The sequence below is a fragment of the Rhizobium sp. Rhizsp82 genome (genome assembly GCF_047325115.1).
In the GTDB taxonomy this organism is placed as follows: Bacteria; Pseudomonadota; Alphaproteobacteria; order Rhizobiales; family Rhizobiaceae; genus Rhizobium.
The window spans coordinates 583,855-605,473 of sequence record NZ_CP168569.1; the positions used below are offsets into that span (position 1 = coordinate 583,855).

The 21,619-nt window shown below is 56.0% G+C and carries 18 protein-coding genes and 3 pseudogenes; 7 read left to right on the plus strand and 14 right to left on the minus strand.

Translation table 11 applies throughout. From position 1 onward, the window contains the following. Positions 1–46: 46 nt before the first annotated feature. Positions 47–871, plus strand: coding sequence for a putative phage abortive infection protein (locus tag ACEN84_RS02915; RefSeq protein ID WP_413708569.1), 825 nt, complete (start codon positions 47–49; stop codon positions 869–871). A 178-nt stretch (positions 872–1,049) separates the two neighbouring features. Here ACEN84_RS02915 and ACEN84_RS02920 read toward each other — a convergent pair whose 3' ends face one another. The 5 genes from ACEN84_RS02920 to ACEN84_RS02940 all read right to left on the minus strand — a co-directional run bounded on the left by ACEN84_RS02920 (position 1,050) and on the right by ACEN84_RS02940 (position 7,167). After that, the gene (locus ACEN84_RS02920; protein ID WP_413708570.1) at positions 1,050–1,976 is read right to left on the minus strand and encodes a hypothetical protein; all 927 of its coding nucleotides are present in this window, start codon (positions 1,974–1,976) and stop codon (positions 1,050–1,052) included. Beyond that, on the minus strand, positions 1,969–3,783 hold the full coding sequence (locus tag ACEN84_RS02925; RefSeq protein WP_413708571.1) for a hypothetical protein: 1,815 nt from the start codon (positions 3,781–3,783) through the stop codon (positions 1,969–1,971). The genes ACEN84_RS02920 and ACEN84_RS02925 overlap by 8 nt, the downstream gene beginning before the upstream one ends. Continuing rightward, complete coding sequence (locus ACEN84_RS02930; protein ID WP_413708572.1) at positions 3,780–4,979, minus strand: metallophosphoesterase family protein; 1,200 nt, start codon at positions 4,977–4,979, stop codon at positions 3,780–3,782. Before ACEN84_RS02930 ends, ACEN84_RS02925 begins: the two co-directional genes overlap by 4 nt. Continuing rightward, a complete protein-coding gene (locus ACEN84_RS02935; protein WP_413708573.1) occupies positions 4,976–5,734 on the minus strand; it encodes a DNA adenine methylase in 759 nt (252 codons plus the stop codon). Before ACEN84_RS02935 ends, ACEN84_RS02930 begins: the two co-directional genes overlap by 4 nt. Before the next feature lie 251 nt (positions 5,735–5,985). Continuing rightward, positions 5,986–7,167 (minus strand): RHE_PE00001 family protein, encoded by a 1,182-nt coding sequence (locus ACEN84_RS02940; protein ID WP_413708574.1) that lies wholly within the window; start codon positions 7,165–7,167, stop codon positions 5,986–5,988. Positions 7,168–7,291: 124 nt separating this feature from the next. Here ACEN84_RS02940 and ACEN84_RS02945 point away from each other — a divergent pair. Further along, positions 7,292–7,441 (plus strand): annotated as a pseudogene (locus ACEN84_RS02945) (integrase); the annotation flags it as partial. Between the two features lie 78 nt (positions 7,442–7,519). On the opposite strand, the gene ACEN84_RS02950 reads toward ACEN84_RS02945, so the two are convergent. The 7 genes and pseudogenes from ACEN84_RS02950 to ACEN84_RS02980 form a co-directional block, all read right to left on the minus strand. Next, on the minus strand, positions 7,520–8,005 hold the full coding sequence (locus tag ACEN84_RS02950; RefSeq protein WP_162708713.1) for a hypothetical protein: 486 nt from the start codon (positions 8,003–8,005) through the stop codon (positions 7,520–7,522). Between the two features lie 171 nt (positions 8,006–8,176). Next, positions 8,177–8,389, minus strand: a complete 213-nt coding sequence (locus tag ACEN84_RS02955) for a hypothetical protein (RefSeq protein ID WP_112717341.1) — start codon at positions 8,387–8,389, stop codon at positions 8,177–8,179. Between the two features lie 170 nt (positions 8,390–8,559). Then, entirely contained in the window at positions 8,560–8,769 is a 210-nt protein-coding gene (locus ACEN84_RS02960) for a cold-shock protein (protein WP_413708575.1), read from the minus strand. Positions 8,770–8,989: 220 nt separating this feature from the next. Continuing rightward, positions 8,990–9,859 (minus strand): transglutaminase family protein, encoded by an 870-nt coding sequence (locus ACEN84_RS02965; protein ID WP_413708576.1) that lies wholly within the window; start codon positions 9,857–9,859, stop codon positions 8,990–8,992. A gap of 79 nt (positions 9,860–9,938) precedes the next feature. Next, positions 9,939–11,027 (minus strand): alpha/beta hydrolase family esterase, encoded by a 1,089-nt coding sequence (locus ACEN84_RS02970; RefSeq protein ID WP_413708577.1) that lies wholly within the window; start codon positions 11,025–11,027, stop codon positions 9,939–9,941. A 138-nt stretch (positions 11,028–11,165) separates the two neighbouring features. Continuing rightward, the gene (locus ACEN84_RS02975; protein WP_130279810.1) at positions 11,166–12,197 is read right to left on the minus strand and encodes a fatty acid desaturase; all 1,032 of its coding nucleotides are present in this window, start codon (positions 12,195–12,197) and stop codon (positions 11,166–11,168) included. A 1,034-nt stretch (positions 12,198–13,231) separates the two neighbouring features. Then, positions 13,232–13,669, minus strand: a pseudogene (locus ACEN84_RS02980) (NAD(P)H-dependent oxidoreductase); the annotation flags it as partial. 339 nt (positions 13,670–14,008) lie between these two features. Here ACEN84_RS02980 and ACEN84_RS02985 point away from each other — a divergent pair. Both ACEN84_RS02985 and ACEN84_RS02990 read left to right on the plus strand, forming a co-directional pair. After that, positions 14,009–14,217 (plus strand): annotated as a pseudogene (locus tag ACEN84_RS02985) (cold-shock protein). Positions 14,218–14,314: 97 nt separating this feature from the next. Then, on the plus strand, positions 14,315–14,485 hold the full coding sequence (locus tag ACEN84_RS02990; protein ID WP_165402667.1) for a hypothetical protein: 171 nt from the start codon (positions 14,315–14,317) through the stop codon (positions 14,483–14,485). Positions 14,486–16,376: 1,891 nt separating this feature from the next. Here ACEN84_RS02990 and htpG read toward each other — a convergent pair. Then, positions 16,377–18,263, minus strand: a complete 1,887-nt coding sequence (htpG, locus tag ACEN84_RS02995) for a molecular chaperone HtpG (RefSeq protein WP_413709032.1) — start codon at positions 18,261–18,263, stop codon at positions 16,377–16,379. 328 nt (positions 18,264–18,591) lie between these two features. Here htpG and ACEN84_RS03000 point away from each other — a divergent pair, with 328 nt between their 5' ends. After that, entirely contained in the window at positions 18,592–18,750 is a 159-nt protein-coding gene (locus ACEN84_RS03000; RefSeq protein ID WP_162708712.1) for a hypothetical protein, read from the plus strand. A 312-nt stretch (positions 18,751–19,062) separates the two neighbouring features. Here ACEN84_RS03000 and ACEN84_RS03005 read toward each other — a convergent pair whose 3' ends face one another. Continuing rightward, positions 19,063–19,968: a LysR family transcriptional regulator gene (locus ACEN84_RS03005; protein ID WP_413708578.1), complete on the minus strand. Its 906-nt coding sequence runs from the start codon at positions 19,966–19,968 to the stop codon at positions 19,063–19,065. A 226-nt stretch (positions 19,969–20,194) separates the two neighbouring features. On the opposite strand from ACEN84_RS03005, the gene ACEN84_RS03010 reads away from it, so the two are divergent. Then, a complete protein-coding gene (locus ACEN84_RS03010) occupies positions 20,195–20,851 on the plus strand; it encodes an ABC transporter permease subunit (protein WP_112717323.1) in 657 nt (218 codons plus the stop codon). Next, positions 20,848–21,597 (plus strand): ABC transporter permease, encoded by a 750-nt coding sequence (locus ACEN84_RS03015; RefSeq protein WP_413708579.1) that lies wholly within the window; start codon positions 20,848–20,850, stop codon positions 21,595–21,597. Before ACEN84_RS03010 ends, ACEN84_RS03015 begins: the two co-directional genes overlap by 4 nt. Positions 21,598–21,619: the final 22 nt, after the last annotated feature.

Sequence of the window (21,619 nt, forward strand, 5' to 3'; positions counted from 1 at the left end):
GCCGTTGAGACGATTAAGATGCGGTCTAACCGTCGGACTTCTATTGATGGGTGTTTTATGGTTGCTGTGGGCGCGCAATAGCCTGGCAATCGCAACCTGGGCAGCGGGTGACGTCAACGGGATAGCTAACGCAGGCGCTTGGGGAGATAGCTTCGGAGCGTTCAGCGCTTTCTTTGGAGCAATAGGCTTTGCCGGTGTAATCGTCACACTGGTTCAACAGGGGGCGGTGATAAAGCAGCAACAGGAGGAAGTGCACAGGCAGCGGTTCGAAGCCACTTACTTCGAGTTGCTCGAGTTGCTCCGTGCCGCTCGTTCTGAAGTCAGATTCAGGCAAAGTGAGGACTATCGCCTTTCTAACAAAAGCTCCCGGAAAAAATCTTCTCTTGAGGAAGGGCCAGGAGCGTTCCGCGCCGCGATGTTTGAATTCAAATTTTGGCTCAGTCGAGAAGAGATTCCCCAACATCGCAGAACAGCAATTGATGTCCTGGGCCGGCTGTACCGCAAACGCGTTCATCAGCGATATGAAAGTACCTTCGGGCCGTACTTTCGTCTTCTGTACACGATCCTGTGGCGCTTAAAAGAAGATAAGAAATTATCGTCAGAAGAGCGCCGCCGGTATGCTAACCTTCTGAGAGCACAACTTACCTCTTTCGAGGTTGGGCTCGCTGGATTCAATGGCTTGATGGAGCAGGCCAAAAATCTTGATGAGCTACTCACAGATTTCCGAATGTTAAAGTACTATCCTTCTGGCGAGGTCCGAAAGGCACTGGAAAAGGTTTATCTGCCGAAGGCCTTCCAAGGAAGCCAAACCACCAGCTCTGCCTCAGAGATGCTTGAAATTGATCCGCTTGAGACTGGCTATCTGCGGTGAGGGCGACCCAAGCAACAAAGATCACTCAATATTGCCTTGGCTTTGTCACCGCTGTGACGAGGGCCTTTTGAAGTGAGCATGGTGGACTACCCGATAAGTCGTTATTGATGCCTGATCCAACGCTGGCGTTTCCAAAACAATTAATTTTACTGACAGGGCCGAGAATTGCGTCACTCAATCACTGACTACCTAACTTCAGTGTGTGCCAAATGATCGGACCATCTGCCGCTCGGTCTACAAGCTGAGCTTGTTCCTTAGAACTGAAAGCCCACACGCCCACACTCGATCTCCCAGTAAAAACCACTGTCGCCAGCGCGAGCCACGCGAAAATCTTGGGACCGAACGGAACGATGACAACTCTAAAATCGCGATCAATCGCGTTCAGTAACACCTCGAGCCGACCCCTTGCCTGTGAAGGATTTGAGATCCTGTAGTCAAAACGCGTAACGTCGAAAATGTCCTCAATGTGCTCGTTCGCCGATAGTAAGGCTTTGTCAAATTGTGGATCAATTCCTTTGGGTGAAAACACCCATGCCTTTTTAGGTTCAAGAAACTGTAAGGCGCCCAACGCCAATCCGGGGTCGCAGCCGAGCCCAAAGAGCGCACCCACTGGTAACTCCGGAAAGGCGGACCAACCTGCCAATGCCGGCTTGATGGGGCTGGCTAGCCGGATCGGTGCACTAGCGTAGGGCCCGGCGTATTTCGACGGCGCGTAGGCGACCGTGACTTTAAGCGCTGTTACCCGAGAAATCTCTTTGAGCGCAAGGGCCACGTTTGCAATCATCTCGCGGGACATCGCTGAAATATCTACAAATACGGAAATGTCCCTTTCATCGCTTACGCGCGAACTCACTTCTCGGATGATAGCGCCGACTGCGCCTGAACCTAATCCATTGATTACCTTGAACTTACGGCCTTCGAAAAACGACTTGTTGTCAGCGTAAGAGCCGTCGGCAAGAAACCCGAACTCTAAACCAATGCCTCGCTTAGATGAAATATCTCTCGATTCTGTGACCCACCTGCATCGCTGCTCAAATCCTATCGATACGATCGAAACGTCGAACTCGAACTCGAGCGGTTCTCCCTCCTGTTCGTCTCTAATCATTCGATGCGCCTTCGTCGAACAGCGATTTCTGTGTTTCGGAAACTTGAACTCCCCGCATCTCCAGAAGGAGTTTGGAGAGGTTGACCTTGTCGCCAAGCGTGAGAAGCAACCGATAGCGTGAAGCTAGTGCGTAAGAAACTCGAAACCGTTGCCCTTTCAAACCGCGCAAAAGGCTGTCCGGCCCGCCCTCGGGAGGGGGCACATGAATGAGAGCGCCCGCATTGAGTGCTTTCCCCACTGCGCTAACTACCGCAGGTGTAACGTTTTCATCCAGTGTGAAGGTGCCTACGTAGTCGGCAGAAAAAGGTCGCTTAAGCAGTCTGTCCTCGAATCCGCGTCCGATTTGATCAACAAAATCGAGGAGACCCTTTCCAGCTTCAAAGCCACCAAGATCTAAAGGAATCACTTGCAACAATGATGTAAGGAGGAGCTCAACACGCCTAATTGCATTTGCCTGCGACGTTGTGGAAATCGGCGCCACAGAGTTCGTTCTCGCTGCATACTCGCGGTATTCCTGAGCCATTGGGCCAACTAAAGTTAAAATCGCCCGGGGATTTCCCTCCGTGATTTCCACGATCGAAGGGTAGCCAGTGTACAATGAATGAGATTTTCGAGACCGATTTGCGACCACTCGTCCCTGTTCAAATCGCCTAAGATAGTAATCACGGGCGACAACAATCGGGAGAACTTTCCTTATGTCCTGAGCATTGCTATTTTCATTGAACTTATATTCGGCTGATAAGAGTTTTCTCTCGTTCGCATACTTGCGGAATGAGTCATCTTTTTCGGCCAGGCTTTTGAAAACTGGAGGGATTGCATGTCGCTTGCGACCTCTGCGACCGAAGGAAGCTTCATCTGTTGGACTTTGAAAAATTTCGGGGATCGACGAAACCACGAAACCGAGACGCGAAAACGTGGTCGTGAACAGTTCGATGCTAAACTGGATGGCATCTTCTTTGTTTGCGTAAGATAGTTGTATCGTTTGATAATCATGAAATGGCTGTGGGGAAGATGGCGTTCTTTCAAAGGCGACATCCTCCATATATGGGGCCATCGCCAGTTTCACCAGCACACGGTCATCAAAACCTCGAATGCCGGACAAAAGAAACGACTTTATGGGCGTGGGGGCAATTTCGAGCTCATCAAACAATAGCGCCCAACGTCTATCGTCGTTTCCCGTCAGTCCGTTGAACGCAGAGATCAACAACGTGATCTTCGATGGAAACGCATCTACGGAAAACGCCTTGTCGACTTCTCCAGCGTTAATAGCATCAAGTTTAGCCTCAAGAGCCAGTTCAACACCTAGAAGTGAATTTAGGACTGGCCGAATTGAAAGATTTGGGCTCACAACTTTCGCGAATTGCTCCTCCTGAAGGGAGGTGATGTTCACCGCTAAATGCTTGAGATAGTCCGGAGCCCCTCGAGCACCCAGCTCTGCAGCTTCGCGCATCGCATGCACAAGCGCACGGAGGGTGTGAATGACAAATGCAGCTTCTTTCCTGTGCGCTTTGAAGTCTAGCGTTTCAAGCGCATCAATTTGCTTTCCCCAGGCGATATCTGCAGGTACGAACGCCGAATTGAAAGAGACTTGCGCTGCAAACTCGGAGGCACGCGGATGTGTCCATCCGATTAGCGCGCGTAAAGTCAACATCTTCAGCAAGGTCGTTTTGCCACTTCCTCTCGGACCAAGCAGCAAAGTGTGGTTCCGAGAAATCAAGCTTACGAAGTGGGTTTCAGGCGGTATGAAAGACTTAGCCACATCGGCTGGAGGCATCGACCGTGCGTTGTATTCCAGTTGAACGCTCATGCATTGCGTCCTATCTGCGCGGGACTGCCGTCACGGTTATTGAGAATATTGAGGCCAGATTCTGCCAACTCGGCCTCAAAAGCATCGAAGTCGGTTGGGATCAATCGCTCAAGTCCAGCGATGGCCGCAACTGCGTTTGGCCATGTCTCATAACTAGTCCCATTGGCCACTAGCAGATCGTTTACGCGGTCAACCAAGACTCTCACACTTCCTCGAAAGCCGAAACCTGCAAAATGTGGTAGGCCGATAACCCCACGATATGGTTTGCTCCACCCCACGCCGGGCTGCCATGTCCAAGAAAGAAGCGATCCTGCGGTCGTAAGACCCTCTGCTCTGGCGCCGACGGGATCGGTGACAAGAAAGTGAAATTGATTGGGATTCTTGTTCTGCGAGTCTGCATTGACTTGGGCGCTGAAGCTAGCGCAACCGACAATTATAGGAGCGTTAGCGCCGCCGTGCCCATAAAAGATGTCTGGAACGTGCTTGTGGCCGTGAATTAAAATCCACGAGCTTCGAGCTTTCTCTAGCAGCTCGATAAGCTTTTCGCCGCCCCTCGTTTGGCCGACGAACTCGACATCACCTTGATCGCCTTTGATAGGATGATGATGACACAGCAGCACATTGGTATCAGCCTTTGGGGCGGCCCTTATTGCCTCAGCAATGGCAAGAAGAGTTAACTCGCTGATACGGCCGTGCTCTATTTCGGCAGCAACCTCTTTACCGCCGCCATGGTAGGCCGCAGTATTCACCACCACGATGTTGCAGTCTGGCTCACTGATGACCGTGAAATTTTCGGCCCAAAACTCCAGGAAACGTTCTCGCTCAATCACTGGAATTTGAGGCTTGATAGACATCACATATCCGCGTGGATCGAACTTGTTCTCCTTGTATCTAGAATCGAGATCATGGTTGCCCACGGTCGCGATGAGCTTTGCCCCGCAAGAGAGTGCTAACCGGTTCAAGCGGTCCCAGGCATAGGTAAATGCGCGAGGATTCGAGCGGTTCGTGATATCACCTGGGCAAAGGATGTAATCGGGGTAAAGTTTTTCGTCCCTTATCACGGCTTCTAGCTCAGAAATCGGGTCGAGCCGAGCCGAAGCCGACGCAGAATAGGAGCTGACATACGATGGAGCGCTCGACGAGGAAGGATCCTCATCTGTCGCGTGGAGGTCACTAACAAGCAAAAAACGCTTCATGCTTCGTATCTCAGCGGAACAGACGTATAAAGAACTTCGCTGTTTTTCTTACGGCTACCGCTGAAGCCGCCGACATTCCGCGTCACATCAAATCGGGTCTGCACCCAATGGCTCGGCACATCAATCGGCATACCGTCGCTGTAAGTCAGTGCAATTTTCGCTCCTCGTATCTCAGCAGCTTCCAGCCCATTAATTAAGTCCTGGAGATCCTTACGACCGAACGAACGTCGTCCGTACTCTACGAAAGTGCGTTCATGCGCCGTGAAATAAGGCGGGTCCGCGTAGATGAAGGAACCTTCGCCAGCCTGCCCAACTGTAATTCTGAAATCCTGATGGCGGAGCTTTGCGTTCTGAAGTGAGGCAGAACACTTCAAAAACAGCTCCAGTGGAGGCGTATTGCCCATCTCAGTACCGCCGTACGGCACGTTGAATTTCCCGCTGCTGTTGGTGCGCCATAGCCCATTAAAGCAGTTACGATTGAGATAGACGAAAAGAACCGCGGCCTCCAAGCCATGCGGTTTCAACAAATTGAATTGGTCTCTTCTCTCGTAGTATTCATTGGGCTCCCGGCTTAATGCACTTACCATTGAATGGAGATTTACGGGATTGTCGCGGACTTGGCGCATTGTATTGATTAGATGACCGTTGAGGTCACCAAGTAGCGCCCTGCGTGGAGCCCTTTCAAAAAATAGTGCAGCTGACCCGGCGAATGGCTCAACATAAAGCAGACTGTCGGACGTGTATGCAGCGGACAACTGCTTCAGCGCCTTTCTCTTGCTTCCAGCCCATCGCAGAAAGCTTGGACCATGGCTTGTTCTCGATCGTACAGGCGGCTGCATAAGACCTTCACATATCGAATGCTATCGTGGAAGTTGTTGATAGCAGCTGCAAAATCTGCCAGCAACTGAAGGCAGCTTTCTTACTCACCTTATTGCAAAATTAAATGTGAATTCTTTCCAGATGCTTTTGTGTTGTGGCCGATTTTCTAGTGGCACCATGTCCCGATCTAGATCACTCCCCACGCCCGAAACCTCCCCCTCCCCGTCATCTCGCGCAAACCGAGCTCCACGACGATCCGCCGCGCGGCCTGCTGGGTGACGCCGAGCGTCTCCGCAATCATGCCGGCCGAAACCAATGGCTTCGCCATCACCAGCTCGACCAGCTCCGACAGTTTCGACGACGTCCGTCGTCCGGCAATCTTCCGCTCCATCATCGTACGCGCCAGCGCCAGCCGGTCGTGCTCCTTCAGCCCGATCTCGGCGGCGGCCAAAAGTCCCTGGCCGATCGCCAGCAGCCTTGTGTCGCGATCGCGATGCCGGCGGCGATCGACCGGGATGGTTTTCAGGCCGACATTGAGCGCCACCAGGTGGCCGCCGGTTGAGCTGCCAGCCTGGCGCAGCAGCGCCGCGGCCAGCAGCCGGCCGAGCCAAGGCGCGTGCTGCGACACGGACAATTCGTTCCAGGCATCGAGGGCGACGATCGCTGCCAGCACCGGCGGCAGGTCGTGCGCCCGCCGCACGACGTCGCGCCACTCCTCGAGCCGGGCATCCTCGTCCCAGTCGAGATCGTAGACCAGCGCCTTGGTGTCCGCGTCGCGACCGCTAGCGGCCACACGGCCGGGGCGTTTTGCCTCCTCGATCGCGGCGCTGGAACGCGCCAGGATCGCATCGATGCCCGCGAACTCGCTTGTGGTCGCCTCGGGCCCATCCGCAGACCCGATCGCGTCGGCCTCGTCACCCCGCTCCTCCTCCCCTCCCCCGGGCGTTGCGACCTTGGCATCCGTAGTACCGCGAACTTCGTCTTCACCAAGAGAGGCTGCAGGCCCCGCCTGCGCCGGCGCCTGCCGGAGGGTGCGCAGGCCGTCGGGACTGAGGGCCCAGTTTGGCGACGGGCTGGCGATACGGCGGCGGCTGCGCAGTACGTCGCGGGCGATGGTCAGTTCGTGGGTCGGGGCGCGGACGTCGGCGCCGGCGTCGTGGAGGACGAGGTCCTCGAGATGCACGAGTTCGCCGTCGAGCCACAGCGAGGCGCAAGCGTCGGCGAAATTTTGGCGCTCGAGGACGCCGGCGCCAACGGCTGAGCGGGCGATGCGCTCGTCCAGACGGCACAGAGCGGCTGTCGCCTCGGTGACGGGCTTGAGCAGGCTTTGGAGTGGCAGATTAGCGAGATCGTAACGCATTGAATTCATGGTAAATCATTCGTTAAACGAATGCTATAGTATGATTACAGTTCGTCACTGCGTATGACTGGAAGTTGGAGTTTAAACTATCGATAAGTATCGCTTATCGATGGTTGTTGATTCGGAGTGTAACGTTCGGTCGGGGTACCTGACGGAGGCGGCCGGTCGCGGCATTCCCCTCCCCGAGGCAATGGAGCAGTCGCGCCATCGATCGCTTCAGCAAACGAGCAGCTACTACAACAACGCAACGAGGCGGACCGGCCGGGCTGCACGCATGTCGTAAATGCCCACGGGGGCACGTCAGGACCACCCGCTGCTAATGTCGGAAACGGGTTGTTCGAAGAGGGCCAGAGTTGCGCTTCTATTGACCGATTTGGAGTAAAGCTCGTAAGGCCTCATGTTCAGGCCCGTTAGGTTTCAGACTGAGGAATGCGTCGATCGACCTGCTTGTCTCCTGTCCGCCCGATGCTGGATTGGCACGATGCAGGACAAAGGCATCTTCACCCTTGCTCTGATCGCATACGAACCAGCGGTCGCCGTTGGAGCTGTTGGCGAATTCCATCTGATTTTCCGGGCCGCAGCTTTCCTCGATAAAAATCATCTCGTCTAGGGGCTGAGCCTGCTTGCGAGACATCGTTTCTTGATCTGCCAGCTCGCCCGCCCTTTGCGCGTCTTCTGTCGAGGCGGGATAGTCATCCGGCGCAATCATCGCAGCCCGGATCTGCTCGATGAGAGTGGTCTCCGCCGCATGGTCCGCTCCCGCTTCGGGCTTCAGATCAAGCGTCGCATAGTCTGCTCTTTTGAGTAACCTACGTAGAAGAGACTGCTTCACGACGGATATGTTCACCACAGCCAGCCCTCCGCGATCAAGAACAGGACAAAGACGAAGCTCGCTACAGCAACCGCTGCTGGAGCAGCGTTGGAAGGGCTTGGCAAATAAAATCTACAGGTGGGAGGCATATCCTCTCCTTCAGTTAGAGTGTCGGTCGCGACCGCCGGTCCCGCTGATCTTCCCTCCTCACGCTGCCGCGGGCGCCATCTTCCGGCGCCGAGTGGGACGAGTTGATTTCAGCTCGTTCGCATGCGCTTTTCGTAATACGCGCAAGCGCTCGGTTTTGCGGATTCGCTCGGCCGCTTCCGTGTCAATGATCTGCCGCGCGACTTGGCTGGTGGTCGCGGCCTTGTCTCGTGCGGAGACCTTCTCCGGCTTGAATAACTCCTGGTTCGTCATCCTGATGATCCTCTTTCGGTTTGTCGCTCGGACGCATCCGAAACGTCGACGGTTGGACCGAAGCCGGAGGAGAGGCCGGCCAAAAACAAAAAGGCCGGGCGCTAACCCGACCTTTCACAGTCACTCAGCTCTGCTGCCAGTACATCCGAGGTCAGCGGGGCGAATGAAACTTAAGCTGTCTGAAGATTTTCGGCCGAGCTTTTGCCGGACTTGCGGTCCTGAATAACCTCGTAGGAGATCTTCTGGCCATCTGAGAGCGAACGCATTCCGGCGCGCTCGACGGCAGACGCATGGACGAAGACGTCCGTGCTACCGTTATCCGGTTGGATGAAGCCAAAGCCTTTGGTGGAGTTGAACCATTTGACGGTACCAGTAGTCATGACGATTTCCTTTCAGAACAATCGTTGTAGTTACCGCGATGCCTTGCGGGATAAGATCGATGTTTTGAGAGGAAATCCGACGGGAGCGAAGCTCCGGACCAACATCACAAGCAATGGTCGATAAACAACATATGGGTGCAAGTTCTGATTTTACAAGGGCGCGCCGGGTTTATGTTCGGCCCACGGAGAATTCAACCGCTCCCGTCTGTCGCTCGCACCATCAGGCGATCAAAGCGATTTCCACGGCGACATCCATCGACACGAATGCGTCCGCAGGACCGATAAACATTCCCGAAACAGGCATAAGCTGGGTAATGTCGCGTGCGACGGCCACCGGGATCAGGTTGCCGCTACCCATGCTCCTGTTTGTCGGATCGAACGCGATCCATCCTGCACCCGGGAGGAACACTTCAACCCATGCATGGGTCGATCCGCCCGGCGTTGAACCGACGAGGATGCTCGCTGGGTCATAGAGATATCCGGACACGATCCTCGCCCCGAGGCCAAGGACCCGGACAGTTTCAGCAAGCAGCGTCGCGAGGTCCCGGCAGCTCCCGGACCTTAGGCGAAGGGTTTTCAGCGGAGCCTGCGTGCCTTCGATCTCTCGCGCCTGATAGGCAACGCCGTTCGCAACGCCGGCACTGAGGTCTTTCAGCAGCGACAGCGTATCTGTCGAGTTCCCCATGACGAAGCCCCTGACCCACTGCTGCAGTTCGCCGGAGGGGTCTGGGTACTGAGCATTCCTGAGAGAGCCAAGATCCTTCCAATCCTGCTCGTCGTAGAGGAAGGGGTAAGTTGCGCCCGATGCGGCGATGTCGAATACCGGCCAGGCTTGCGATCTGAGGTCGACGTCGGCATGGCTTATGATCTCGATCTGGTAGGTCGGCTCCGAGAACGTCAGGGTCGCAATTGCGTTTCCGAACACGTCCGTGGTCCACGCGACTTTGCCTTCCGGCGAGACCGTGATCTGGTGATGTCGCAGCAGGAGATCCGGTCCCTCGCGCGGCCGCAGCAACAGCCGATAGGGCGTGAGTTGGACGGGACATCGGTAGCTGTAGGACGTCCGGTGCTCTATGGAAAGCTTCGCCATTTCCGCTCCTCGCGCAGAAGTACCCTAAGTGCGCGTAAGTTCAGGGCAGGTTTCTTCCTCGGGGGCAGCCAAGGACATCTCATCTGATAAGCCCGGCTGATCGCAGCGCGCTCTCGATGACATCCTGGACATAATTCGTCACATCCTTGCGGTCATCGCGTCTCGTCTCGTTGGAGGTCGTCGCCCTCGCATCGAGTTGGACGCGACGCTCGAAGGAGGGCGTCAGACCCCAACTGCGGGCAATGTGTTCCGTTGAGGAGACGCCGACGTCGAGCATATAGGGGGCTTGCACGCCATAGCCGCTCGACGTGTCGATCGGGGTGCCGTGTCCCATGCCGCCAATGCGGTGAAGCTCAATGGCGTCCGCGCCTGCCCTATTTGTCCAAATGTGATGTTCATGTCCATCCATTGCGTCAGACCGCGCCGGCCGATCGCCAACCTCGTGTATAGCCTTCCACTGCTCAATGATGGCCCGTGCGTTCAACTCATCGACTGTCTTGTCGGCCGTACCGTGCCAGACCGATATCGTGGGCCACGGGCCAACATGCGGCGATGCCGATCGGAGACGCTCTTGGAGCCGTTGGTGGGACGGCAGGCCGTGGCCCCGCATCCGGTCAAACGCGTCCGGGACCGTGGATGCAACACCATAGGGCAGACCTGCAATAATCGCTCCCCCGGAAAACACCTCCGGATAAGCGGCAAGCATGGCGTTTGCCATCGCGCCGCCGGCTGAGAGCCCCGTAATGAACACTCTAGTGGGGTCGATACCATGGTCAGAAACCATCGTATCGATCATCTCTCGGATCGAGCGAACCTCTCCGCGACCGCGTTCAATGTCGTTGTCGGAAAACCAGTTAAAACAAAGGTTGGGGTTGTTCTGGCGGGACTGTTCCGGAAACAGAACTGCGAAACCGAATTCGTCCGCCAATTTCGACCACCCCGATCCGGCATCGTAGCCGGCCGCGGTCTGGGTGCAGCCATGCAGGACGACAACAAGCGCAAGCAGGCCAGATCGATCGCCCGGTTCGGGAGCATAGTACCAGCCGAACAGGTTGCCGGGATTAGCATTAGCGATCTCCAACCGCGTTAGTCTGGTTGGACCCGCATCCATCACCGGACTGGTGCGGTATCGTTGTAGCCGCTGCAATGTATCCGAAAGACTTCTCATGGAGCATCCTCGCTATTTGCGGAATGCCAATCGACGTCCCGGATACTCTAGGTAATGCTGCACTGCACAATTGCAAGTACGGAAAAGAGATCGGCCGAGTTCACTGCAAATACCACGTGAGACCGGCAGATAAGGCAATCACTGGGCTTCCTTCTCGGCCTGGCTGAAGGAAATTAGTCGCTGCGTTTTCTCGTTCCAAAGCACGAGCCGGACTGACGCCAGACTATCGCGAATTCCAATGCGGCCGATATTCGCGAGCTCAGGATGGTCACGAAGCACTTCAGGCAGCCGGTAAAACGGTACCCGGCTGGAGAGATGATGAAGATGGTGCATTCCGATATTGCCGGTAATCCACCGCAAGGGGCGAGGCAGATCGTAATGGGAGGCTCCATGCATCGCTGCATATGGGAATGCCCATTCTGGCGGCCTCGACCAGTGGGTCTCCTCGAACTGATGCTGGACATAGAACAGCCAGACGCCCGCGGATCCGGCAATGAGGACGATCGGCAGATGGATCAATAGGAAAGGAATGATGCCCACGCTCCAAATCAACACTGCCGCTAACAGGGCAACGGCGAGGTTCGTCGCCATGGTGGAAATCCACGGCAGTGCGCCCGATCGCATCATTCCGAACGGCAGCCGTTGCTTGATGAGAAACAGAAAAGCAGGGCCGATCCCGAACATCACAAATGGATTCCGATACAACCGATAGCCAAGCTTACCCACCAGCGGCAGATTGCGATACTCCGATACCGTGAGTGTCGTTATGTCCCCGACACCGCGTTCATCGAGATTGCCGGCCGACGCATGATGGTCATTATGCGCACGCCGCCAGTAATCGTAAGGCGTTAGCGTCAGGACACCGAGGGCGCGACCGGTCCAATCATCCAAACGCCGATTTGCGAATAAGGACCCGTGCCCGCAGTCATGCTGCAGCATGAACAGCCGTAGCAAAAAAGCCGCAGCCGGGATGACCAACACCAGGCCGACCCAGTAACCGGACTGCAGCGCGATTGCCGCGGCGGTCCATAAAAGCACAAACGGGATCAAAGTGACAGCGAGTTCGAAAAAGCTTCGCGCCCGCACGGGATTACGGTAGCTAGCGATGATCTTGAGCCAGACCAGTTCGGAGCACACGTCGAGGCTGAGAGGCTGTTTAGTCGTGGTCAATTTTCATCTTTCGCATCATCCAACGCTTGCGGCGGAACAAGCTATCTCGTTTCAAATCACAAACGGTTGCATCATTTGACGCGTCGGTGGAGAGGATACGAGGGGGCGTCGTAAAGCGCACGGATCTGTCGATGATCGAAACGGGCCTCATCGACTTCGAGAAGACAGCCCAACTGCTGTGCGCCAGGCATATCTTCCACCGCAAAACGAAGGGCCTCGGCCGCTGTCTCAAAACGCCGGTAGCGAGGCCCGTTGTGACCTCGAACCGCTTTCCCAGCGTACAACCCCGCCGAACTTGCATAATCGAACTGGGTCAGGTGGTTGCCCTCCAGGTCATGGAGCGACGCTGAGCTTCGAGACGGGAGGCTTCCCTAAGAGTTCGCTCCGTTTGTCTCCGCTCGAGCAATCGCTTCTGCATCTCCCGTCGCAGGTCCTGGAGCTTTTCTCCATTCGAGCCTTGCTCGACATTTGCAACGCGAAAGAGCTTGTCCGCCGATTTGCGGAATATGTGGTTCATTATGAATTCCTTGAATGGTGATAGTGGTCGATGACGCTAAAAAGCTTGGCCCGGGTCTCGGTCCGCTTATCTGATCATCCGCTATATATGGACGAGGGCCCCGCGTGCGCGGGACGGCGCAGCCGTCGCTATGAGGCTGGCGGCAAATCCCTATGCCACTGCGATGCGGACCGTGAGAGCGCCCTCATTACCACCAACGGTAGCGATTTCAGGCTGCTTGTGCTTAATACATGTCTGAGGGGATTTGTTCGTTCTCTGTACTCGAAAGAACTCGTTCGCACCAGGTTTTGCGAGACGCATGCTGCATATTCATTGGAAGACATTTTGTCCTCCTTCTGTTTGAGGTAAAGCCGTCAGCAGAAACTTTGACGCCCACGGGAACGGCTAAACCCGCCTGGTCCCGGCGGCACCCGCCGGAAAGAACGACCGCCCGGTAGAGACGCCCAGAGTCCGGCGTAGCTCCAAATCACAAACATTGGTCGATAACAGATATGTGGGTACAGTTTGGAATTTAACAAGTGTAAGATCGGATCGGCCGCACGGAACCGACCGAAAGCGGGATCCACTCGATCTGCGCCTTCATGATGCCGGTCATGGAGCCGTGGCGTTCCGGACTGATCCAGACCTGGCCCTCCGACCACGCCGACAGCTCACGCAGCTCCTGCACCTTCGGATGACTGGCGGGTTCCGCATCGGGAAGCGGCAGGTCAGCCGGATCGGAGATCTGCACCTCGCAGCCGAAATGCTTCTGCAAGCGCGCCACCTCCTGTGCCAAAAGCCGGCTATAGGACACGGTGCGCAGGGAACCGTAGAGGATCAGAGGGCGCGGCTTGTGCGAGGATAACGGAGTACGCAGAGCTTTAGGTCTGCCAGCTACTGAATGGATACCTTTGACTGGCGTGCTTAGGAGCGACGCCAATTCGCGGCCGAGATCGAAGCCAGCAGTCGTGCACATGACAGGCGATAGCACCAAGCCCCGCTCCTGCTCCTGCACTGCTGGCCCGGCTCGTTTATCGAGTTTGAAGAACCCGACCGCGCCACTGGTCACAAGCATAGATCCGCAGATCGAGGCGATAATTTGAGGCTCCGGGCTGCGATACACGAAAAATAAAAGCCGGTGTCAGCCTTGCTGAATGTAATTTTATGACCATATATGAACTATCGAATTTGCTTTTTGAGCTTTGCTTTGCGGTAAGCCGCAGCTGGCGAACCTTTTCTTTCAGACATCGATCGAATGACTGTCGGCGGTTCGCGCCGGGCAGCGACTAATCGTGCGATTGGAAGGATAATCGTCATGAATACAGGTATCGTAAAGTTTTTCAACACCACCAAAGGCTTTGGCTTTATCCAGCCGACCGACGGTTCCAAAGACATCTTTGTTCACATCTCGGCCGTCGAACGCTCCGGGATGAGCTACATCTCGAGGGCCAGAAGTTGAGCTACGACATCGTGGCTGACGGCCGCTCGGGCAAGAGCGCAGCCGAAAATCTTCAGGCAGCCTGACACCTCGCCGGCCTTTGACCACGGATGTACTGGCATTGACCGTATGTCACAAGGTCGAGGAATGTCCTCGGCCTATTTTTGTTAAAAGGATCCTCACATGAAAAAAACCAACGCCGAACAGCAGATCCAGAGAGCGGTGCGCCAGGTGAAAAACACCAGCGGCGGCGGCCATCTCGGTGGCACGAATTTTGGTCAGGGTTATGATGCAAAGACATCATCGGCGAAAGGCAAGGCCGATAGCAGCCGTCGAAGCTCCCGAAAAGGCTGATAGCCCGCTCATCGCAGTGACACCTGGAGGTCAACATGGAACGAGCTGAATTCGCATAGAGCAGCAACGGGGATCGACGGTTCCTGCAACGGGAAACGCGGAAGGCATGGATCATGTCCTGCACCGCGCCAACAAAGCTGGTGGGCATTAAACCCGATACGAATCGAGCGCTTTCTGTACCTGCATCCTCAAGGTCCCGAGCGCGCCGCGCTTCGCATGGTGCTCGAAGATAAAAGCCCATCAGGAGAAACAACATGACCGCTACGAAAGACCACTTTTTTAAGCCTGAAAAATTGTCGGCTGATGCCAAGGCAGTTCTATTCAACGCCACGGTCCGCACTAATCTTGAGGCAGAATCAGCGGCTAGGAGTAAGAAAACGCAGGCTCTGCGAGCACTCCGGCTCTCGCAGCCGACAGCTGAGCTGCCTCTACCCGCCCGCAAACGATCTGCACCGCTACACAAAGCGGCTTGATCACGCCCGCCTTATCTCAGGGGAAGACGATCGCTTTGCCCGCTAATCCTATGGAGCCAGCCGCGTTGATCAGGTTATCCCGGCATGACCGAACCCGCTGAAGCACTCGCCAAGTTGATATCCCGCTACGCCACGGATCCCGAATCTGGTTTGGCGCGAAACGCTTTAGACCGCGTTGGTCGTGAGCTCGTCGAAATCATGCTTGTGGCAAGGATTTTGGAGGGTCCGAGCTGAACGGCAAGGCCTTCTCCGCTCGCTCCATGCGTTGCCTGCTTGCTGAACCAGATCCCACAGGTCGGCCCGTCATTGCGCGCGGCGATTTCCTGTGCCCGCAGCGTGACCTCGAGGCGACCAAGGAGAATGTCTGACGGTACTCAGCGCCGCCTGCGCCCTCCACCTCCGTCTGCAGAACAAGGGACCGACCAACGGCGACATATTCTTCATGCGGTGGCGGGTTTCAGACAGAATGAAATGATGCCTCCCCGCATCATGCGGTTGACACTTGGTGACGTCGTCGAGAGCACCAGGATGTTAGTGCTGTTGCCATCAGTGTGGACGAGACGGTGGGCATCGACCAGGAAGGTACGCTGCCCGATCCCTAACTCTCGGGATAACGCTGACGATTAGATCACGAAGTTCGCGAATGTCCTACAGTCCGTTGCCCAGCTCGAACAGGCTCTCTTCGAGGAGATCGTCGCACTCCACCTGGAAGGTTTTAATGAAAGCGTTATTGGCTGGTGGTCATACATAGCCGCTGATCGAGGGCGACGTTCGGCTGCGTCATCGTATCGACCACGCCCTGGGGCTCGAACGTGCCCGCTTCTCGACAGGCGGTAAATTCTGCCAGCATCATAGGTCGCGTTCTTTTCGCATAAGAGGTGTCTCGACTTGGTCAATTCAGATTAAAACGCAATGCGACCCCATCTGCTTGGGCGCGCCTACACCGGACGTCGCCTCGTGTGTTACGAAGAACGGCCAACAAGCATGGCGTTCTGCGTTTCCCGGCTATGAGGAAACGCGAAGGATCAGGTGGAACCGTGAACCTGATCACAAGCCCATCAGCTGCCAGTCCCGCGACACCTGCAACTTCAAAGTCCGAACCACCATCTTGCTCGAGCGCTGTCCCGAATCCCGTGTTGTGATCAAACTCGTTTCAGGAACGCAAAGTTATCGAAAGCTGCCTAGCAAACCAAGCGGCTGAGGACTGTGCACGCGCCGCACCGCCGTCGAGACCTCCAATTGCGAGAGCGTTGACGCAACGCTCTCGTTATTATCATTGAAAACGCCTCCAACAAGCCCCAGCAACCGGGCGGTGTAGGGCGGCGTCAATGACCTAGGCGATGCCCTAGGACGCTAGTATTCTAGACCGCGAGCATCCCATCAAAGTTCCGCCCCAGCTATCCTTCGGTGCACGATGATCAGTGCTGGCCGATTGCCCGACTGAACAGACGGGCCTGCCGGCCGGCGAAAGCGCGGGGATCTCCGGGTTTGTCACCATCGAGAATTCGAGCCTCATCCAGTAGGAGGCGAACGGCGTCCTCTCGGAACGCGTGATCAGCGACTGAGGCAATATTCTGCACAAGTTCGCTCTGCGCGTTTATCTCGAGGATCGGTTTCGACGCGGCCTGCAGCCGCCCGGCCCCCTGAAGTATCTTTTCCAACTGTCGGTCCAGCCCATCATCCGGGGCGACCAAGCAAACGGAACTTTCGGTTAGCCTTTGAGAAACACGCACGTCGGCCACTTCCTCGCCAAGCACTCCACGAGCGAACTCGATGAACGCGGTCACATCCGATGATATCGAAGGCTTATTGTCGTCGGAATCCGTATTACTCGGTATCGCATCTAGATCGGATTGACCCTGCGTAACCGATCTGAACGGCTTTCCATCGAAGTCACGAGCATTGGTCGGCCAGAAGCTGTCGACCTGGTCCGTGAGCAGAAGAACTTCAATGCCTTTGGCGCGGAAACCTTCGAGATGCGGAGAAGAATTGAGTTGTTCGACACTGGAGCCGGTTATGTAATAGATCGCCGACTGCCCTTCCTTCATAGCGCCAACGTACTCGGCAAGGGTCCGGGACGCTTCGCTGGACGCGGTCGTGCGGAATCGCGCCAGTTTCAGTAGCTGTTCTCGGCGTTCGTAATCCTCGTAGATACCTTCCTTGACGATCGTGCCGAACAGATCCCAGAATTTCGTAAAGGTTTCGGGTTGCCCTTCCGCCATCTTTTCGAGCGCCGAAAGTATACGGCTGGCTACACCCTTACGGATCGACGAAAGAACCGGGCTCTCCTGGATCATCTCGCGCGAGATGTTCAGCGGCAGGTCCGGCGTATCGACGACACCGCGTACGAATCTCAGATAGCGCGGTAGCAATTCGGCGTCGTCGGTGATGAAGACGCGCTTGACGTAGAGCTTCATACGACCCTGTCGGTCCGGATCAAACAGATCGAAGGGCTGAGAACCAGGAATGAACGCGAGCGTCGTGTATTCGTGGCGACCCTCGGCGTGAAAGTGAACGTTGGTCAATGGCTCGTCGTACTGACCGGAGACATTATGATAGAAATCGTCATAATCCTGTTTTGAAACCTCGCCCTTCGGCTTCGTCCAGAGTGCGGCGCCGTCTGTAATTTGAGTCGGCTCGGCGCCGAGCTTCTCGATCAGCTTGATCGGCACGGGCACATGCCCGGACTGATCGCGAATGATTTTTTCCACGGCCCACTTGGTGGTGTACTTCTTGGCGTCCTCCAAAAGATGCAGAACGACGCGAGTTCCTCTAGTCGGAGCATCTGCGAGATCGATAGCCACCACGTCGTAGCTTCCCTTGCCATCTGAAGACCACTTCCAGGCATCCTCGCTTCCGGCTAGCCGGGAGATCACGTCGACCTTGCCTGCGACCATGAAGGATGAGTAGAAACCGACGCCGAATTGGCCGATCAGCTCGGCTCTCTCGCCGCCCTTGGCGGCCTCGATACGTTCCATGAAGGCCCTTGTACCCGATCGAGCGATCGTGCCGAGCGCGTCGATAAGGTCGTTGCGACTCATGCCAATCCCGTTGTCCTCGACGACGAGGAGGGGCGCCTCTTCGTCGAGCGTCACCAGGATCTGAGGGCTCCATCCGCTGCCTGCGAGTTCCGGCCGGGCGATCGCCTCATAACGAAGTTTCTCGCAGGCATCGGCTGCGTTGGAAATCAGTTCCCTGAGAAAGACATCTTTATCCGAGTAGACCGAATGCACCATCATGTGCAAAAGTCGGCTGACGTCGGCTTCGAATGCATGCTGTTCTGGCTGTTTCTGTGTTGTTGTCATCGGCAATCCCCACTGCAAATAATCCGCGCGTGAGATGGATTTTTCGATGAGAATTTTCAAGCCCTCAGACTACGATACATATGGCGCTCCTTGGAGTATGTAGGCCTATGCAGGTTGCTGTCGGCTTCGAGCCTCACTACGGGCCGGTGATCTCAGCCAATGTTGTGCGAGCGCTCTACGTGAAAGTGCGTTGCAGCGTATCGCCGGAGCCTTTCAGCACAAATACTCTGGGCTGGCGCGAGAACGACGCGCGTAGCGGGGCGAACCTCCGAGTTCCGGAACTCGATATGATCTCCGCTTGATGCGTCAGCATTAACGTGCTCAGGCCATGCCCGAGAGTTTTGCTATCAGCGTTCCGCAAAAGTCTTACAACCCGACGCACGTCTCGCGCAGAATTGATATCGAAACCAAAGCGGGCGCCCTGTTCTTCCGAGAGGGCAGCATGGATACCCACGAGGCGCTTTCTCTGCTGCCGGCGACAAACTGATTACGTGTAGGATGCAGATGGCGAACTAGCCGAATCGTCTGAGTACGGCAAAGGCAAATGACATTCCGCTTGTCTTGTGCGGGGCACAAGCATGAGGCCGCCGAGAAGCAATCCGGCGTCATGCTGCACCTGATCTGCCACATCGGCAGACTGCCTCAATCAGGTCCACAAAATCTCGTTCCAGACGATCGACACTTCGGTTGCTCGCACCTCGCGCACTTGGTCGGAGATCAACGGAAGCTTCGTCTAGCAGGCAGGCAACGCGCCCCCTGCTCGTCCCCAGGCCGATCAAGTCGGGCGCCGGTCGATAGCCTAGTTCACTGCCATCGCGCTGGCGGCAATCTCCACCACTCGCTTCGTTGAGACGTCAAGCGTTCGTCCTTTTTGCCACAATATGACGTAGTGGTAGGCAGCACCAGGCTCGAAACCTCGGCTATCGAGTGCGAATTGCTGATATTCCCTCGCAATGACACTGTTTGTGACCGAGACACCGATGCCAGCAGCAACGAAGCCTGCATCATGCCCATGAAGATCGTATTCCACCGCGATGTCGGGGTCTGCACCCATGAAGCGCAGCGCATTGACGTTCATCTGATGCGACGAGAACTGAGGGTCGATGTCGATTAGTGGTTCTCCCACTAAATCCTCGGGAGTTACCGTACGCAGGTCTTCAAATCGGTGGCCACGGGCGAACAGGCAGACATTTGTGGCTTTTGCCACTGGCACGTAGGCGAACAGACGCTCGTCGATAGGCAGCCGTGACAGACCGATGTCCGAGTGGCCGTCACGAACTTCGTCCGCGATTTCCTTGTAATGTCCTGACCTAACTTGCAAATGATCGAAAAGGTGCTCTTGTCTCAAAGCTTTGGCGACCTCGGGCAGCAGGCGCAACGTGAATGCGCTAGGCGCCGCAATCGCGATCGAGCGCCGATCCCGTGACCGTATGCCATCTATGTTCTGCCGCAGGCGATCAAGGCCCGAAAAAGCTGAATCGATCGAACGCAGCAACTCCCATCCCTGGTCAGTCGGCCGCATTTTTCCCTTCTCCCGAAGGAAGAGCGGGAAGCCGACGGCTTCCTCAAGCTGCCGGATGTTCTGACTGACGGCCGGTTGCGTGACGTTGAGAAGACGCCCTGCGAGGCGCTCCGATCCCGCTCTAATAACTTCGCGGAAAACCTGAAGCTGGCGGAGCTTGATCCCGGTACCGGCGACTTCCATGCGAAACCCCATAAGCTCTGCTTATCGCAATTTTCGGAAACTTATAAATTGACGCTCAAATTGTAAAGTATATTTAGTAGGTACAGCATGATAAACCGAAGGTTAAATTGGGTAAATAAATCGCCGATAGGTTATTCATTAAGTACATTTATAAATTAAAGCCAACTAAGTACTAGTGACTAACCGACCACTCACGGCCTTCCATTCCGAGAACCGAGGTTGCTGCATGTATTACCATTTCTTATCCGGACTAATGGTGACGATATCGGTCTTTTCCGTCAGCGTTTGCCTGGGAACTGCGGTCGGCCTGGTTGTGGCGGCGGGGACCTCGGCAAACTCAGCGTATCTCCGAAGCACGGCTCAAGCCTACGTCGCGACAATCCGCGGCGTACCGGAGCTGCTGATCATCCTGCTTGCATTCTTCGGCGGGACAGCTGCGATCAGCGCGATTGCCGGCAGATACATCGAGGTAAATGCCTTCGGGTCCGGCGTTGGCGCGTTGACCATCGTCTTTGCGGGCTATGCCGCGGAGATTTTCCGCGGCGCGCTGATGTCCATCCCGAAGGGACAGGGTGAAGCGGCGTTGTCTCTGGGCCTGTCGCGCTGGCAACGATGGGCTTTCATCCTGCTGCCGCAGATGGTCCCACTGGCTCTGCCGGCTTACACCAACCTTTGCATTTCACTGATCAAGGACACTGCCCTCGTTTCGATTGTCGGGCTCAGCGACGTCATGCGTGTTGCGTTCATCGGAGCGGGCACGATGCGTGCCCCGTTACCCTTCTATCTCGCAGCCGCCGCGATCTACCTGGCCTGTACGACGGTCGCGCTCGTCGGCTTCAGACTGTTGAACAACAGATATCAGCTTCCGGAGCGCTCAAAATGAACCTGGATGCCCTCTCCGAGGCACTGGTTTCACTACCGCGTGGCCTGCTCCTCACGCTCCTGCTGACGGTCGCACCGTTGATCGCCGGCTTCCTGATATCCCTGCCCCTTGCTCTCATTCGCGCCTCCGAGGCCAGGATATCCGCAGCATTGGTATTCTCATACACCTATGTCTTTCGAGGCACACCGCTGCTCGTCCAACTCTTTATCGTCTACTACGGACTGGCACAGCTGCCGCTCATCCGGCACGGCATGCTTTGGCTCGTATTTCGCGAGCCCTTCTGGTGTGCCGTTATCGCCTTTACCCTCAACAGCGCCGCCCACACGACCGAGATCCTCGCAGGCGGGTTTCGCGCGATCCCAAGAGGACAGACCGAGGCAGCGCAGGCGCTTGGCCTTTCAAAGCTCCAGACGTTTTTCCTTATCCGCTTCCCCCTCGCGTTTCGGATCGTCCTCCCCGCCTACACCAACGAAGTCATTGGCATGCTGAAGGCCAGCTCGCTTGGCAGCACCGTTACACTGCTCGAGGTCACCGGGCTTTCCCGTCAGCTGGTCGCGGCAACCTTCGCGCCATACGAGGTTTTCGTCGTGGCTGGGCTGATCTACCTCGCGGTAACCCTCATGATTACAGCCCTCGCGCGTCGCCTGGAACGGCATATGACACCCGCGTCGAACGATTTTCGATCCAGCACGAGAGCAACCAACCGTCTTCTCAGGCTGCCGGCCCTGAGAACCGGATCGCAGTAGTCGGCCTCCAGCAATAAGAAAG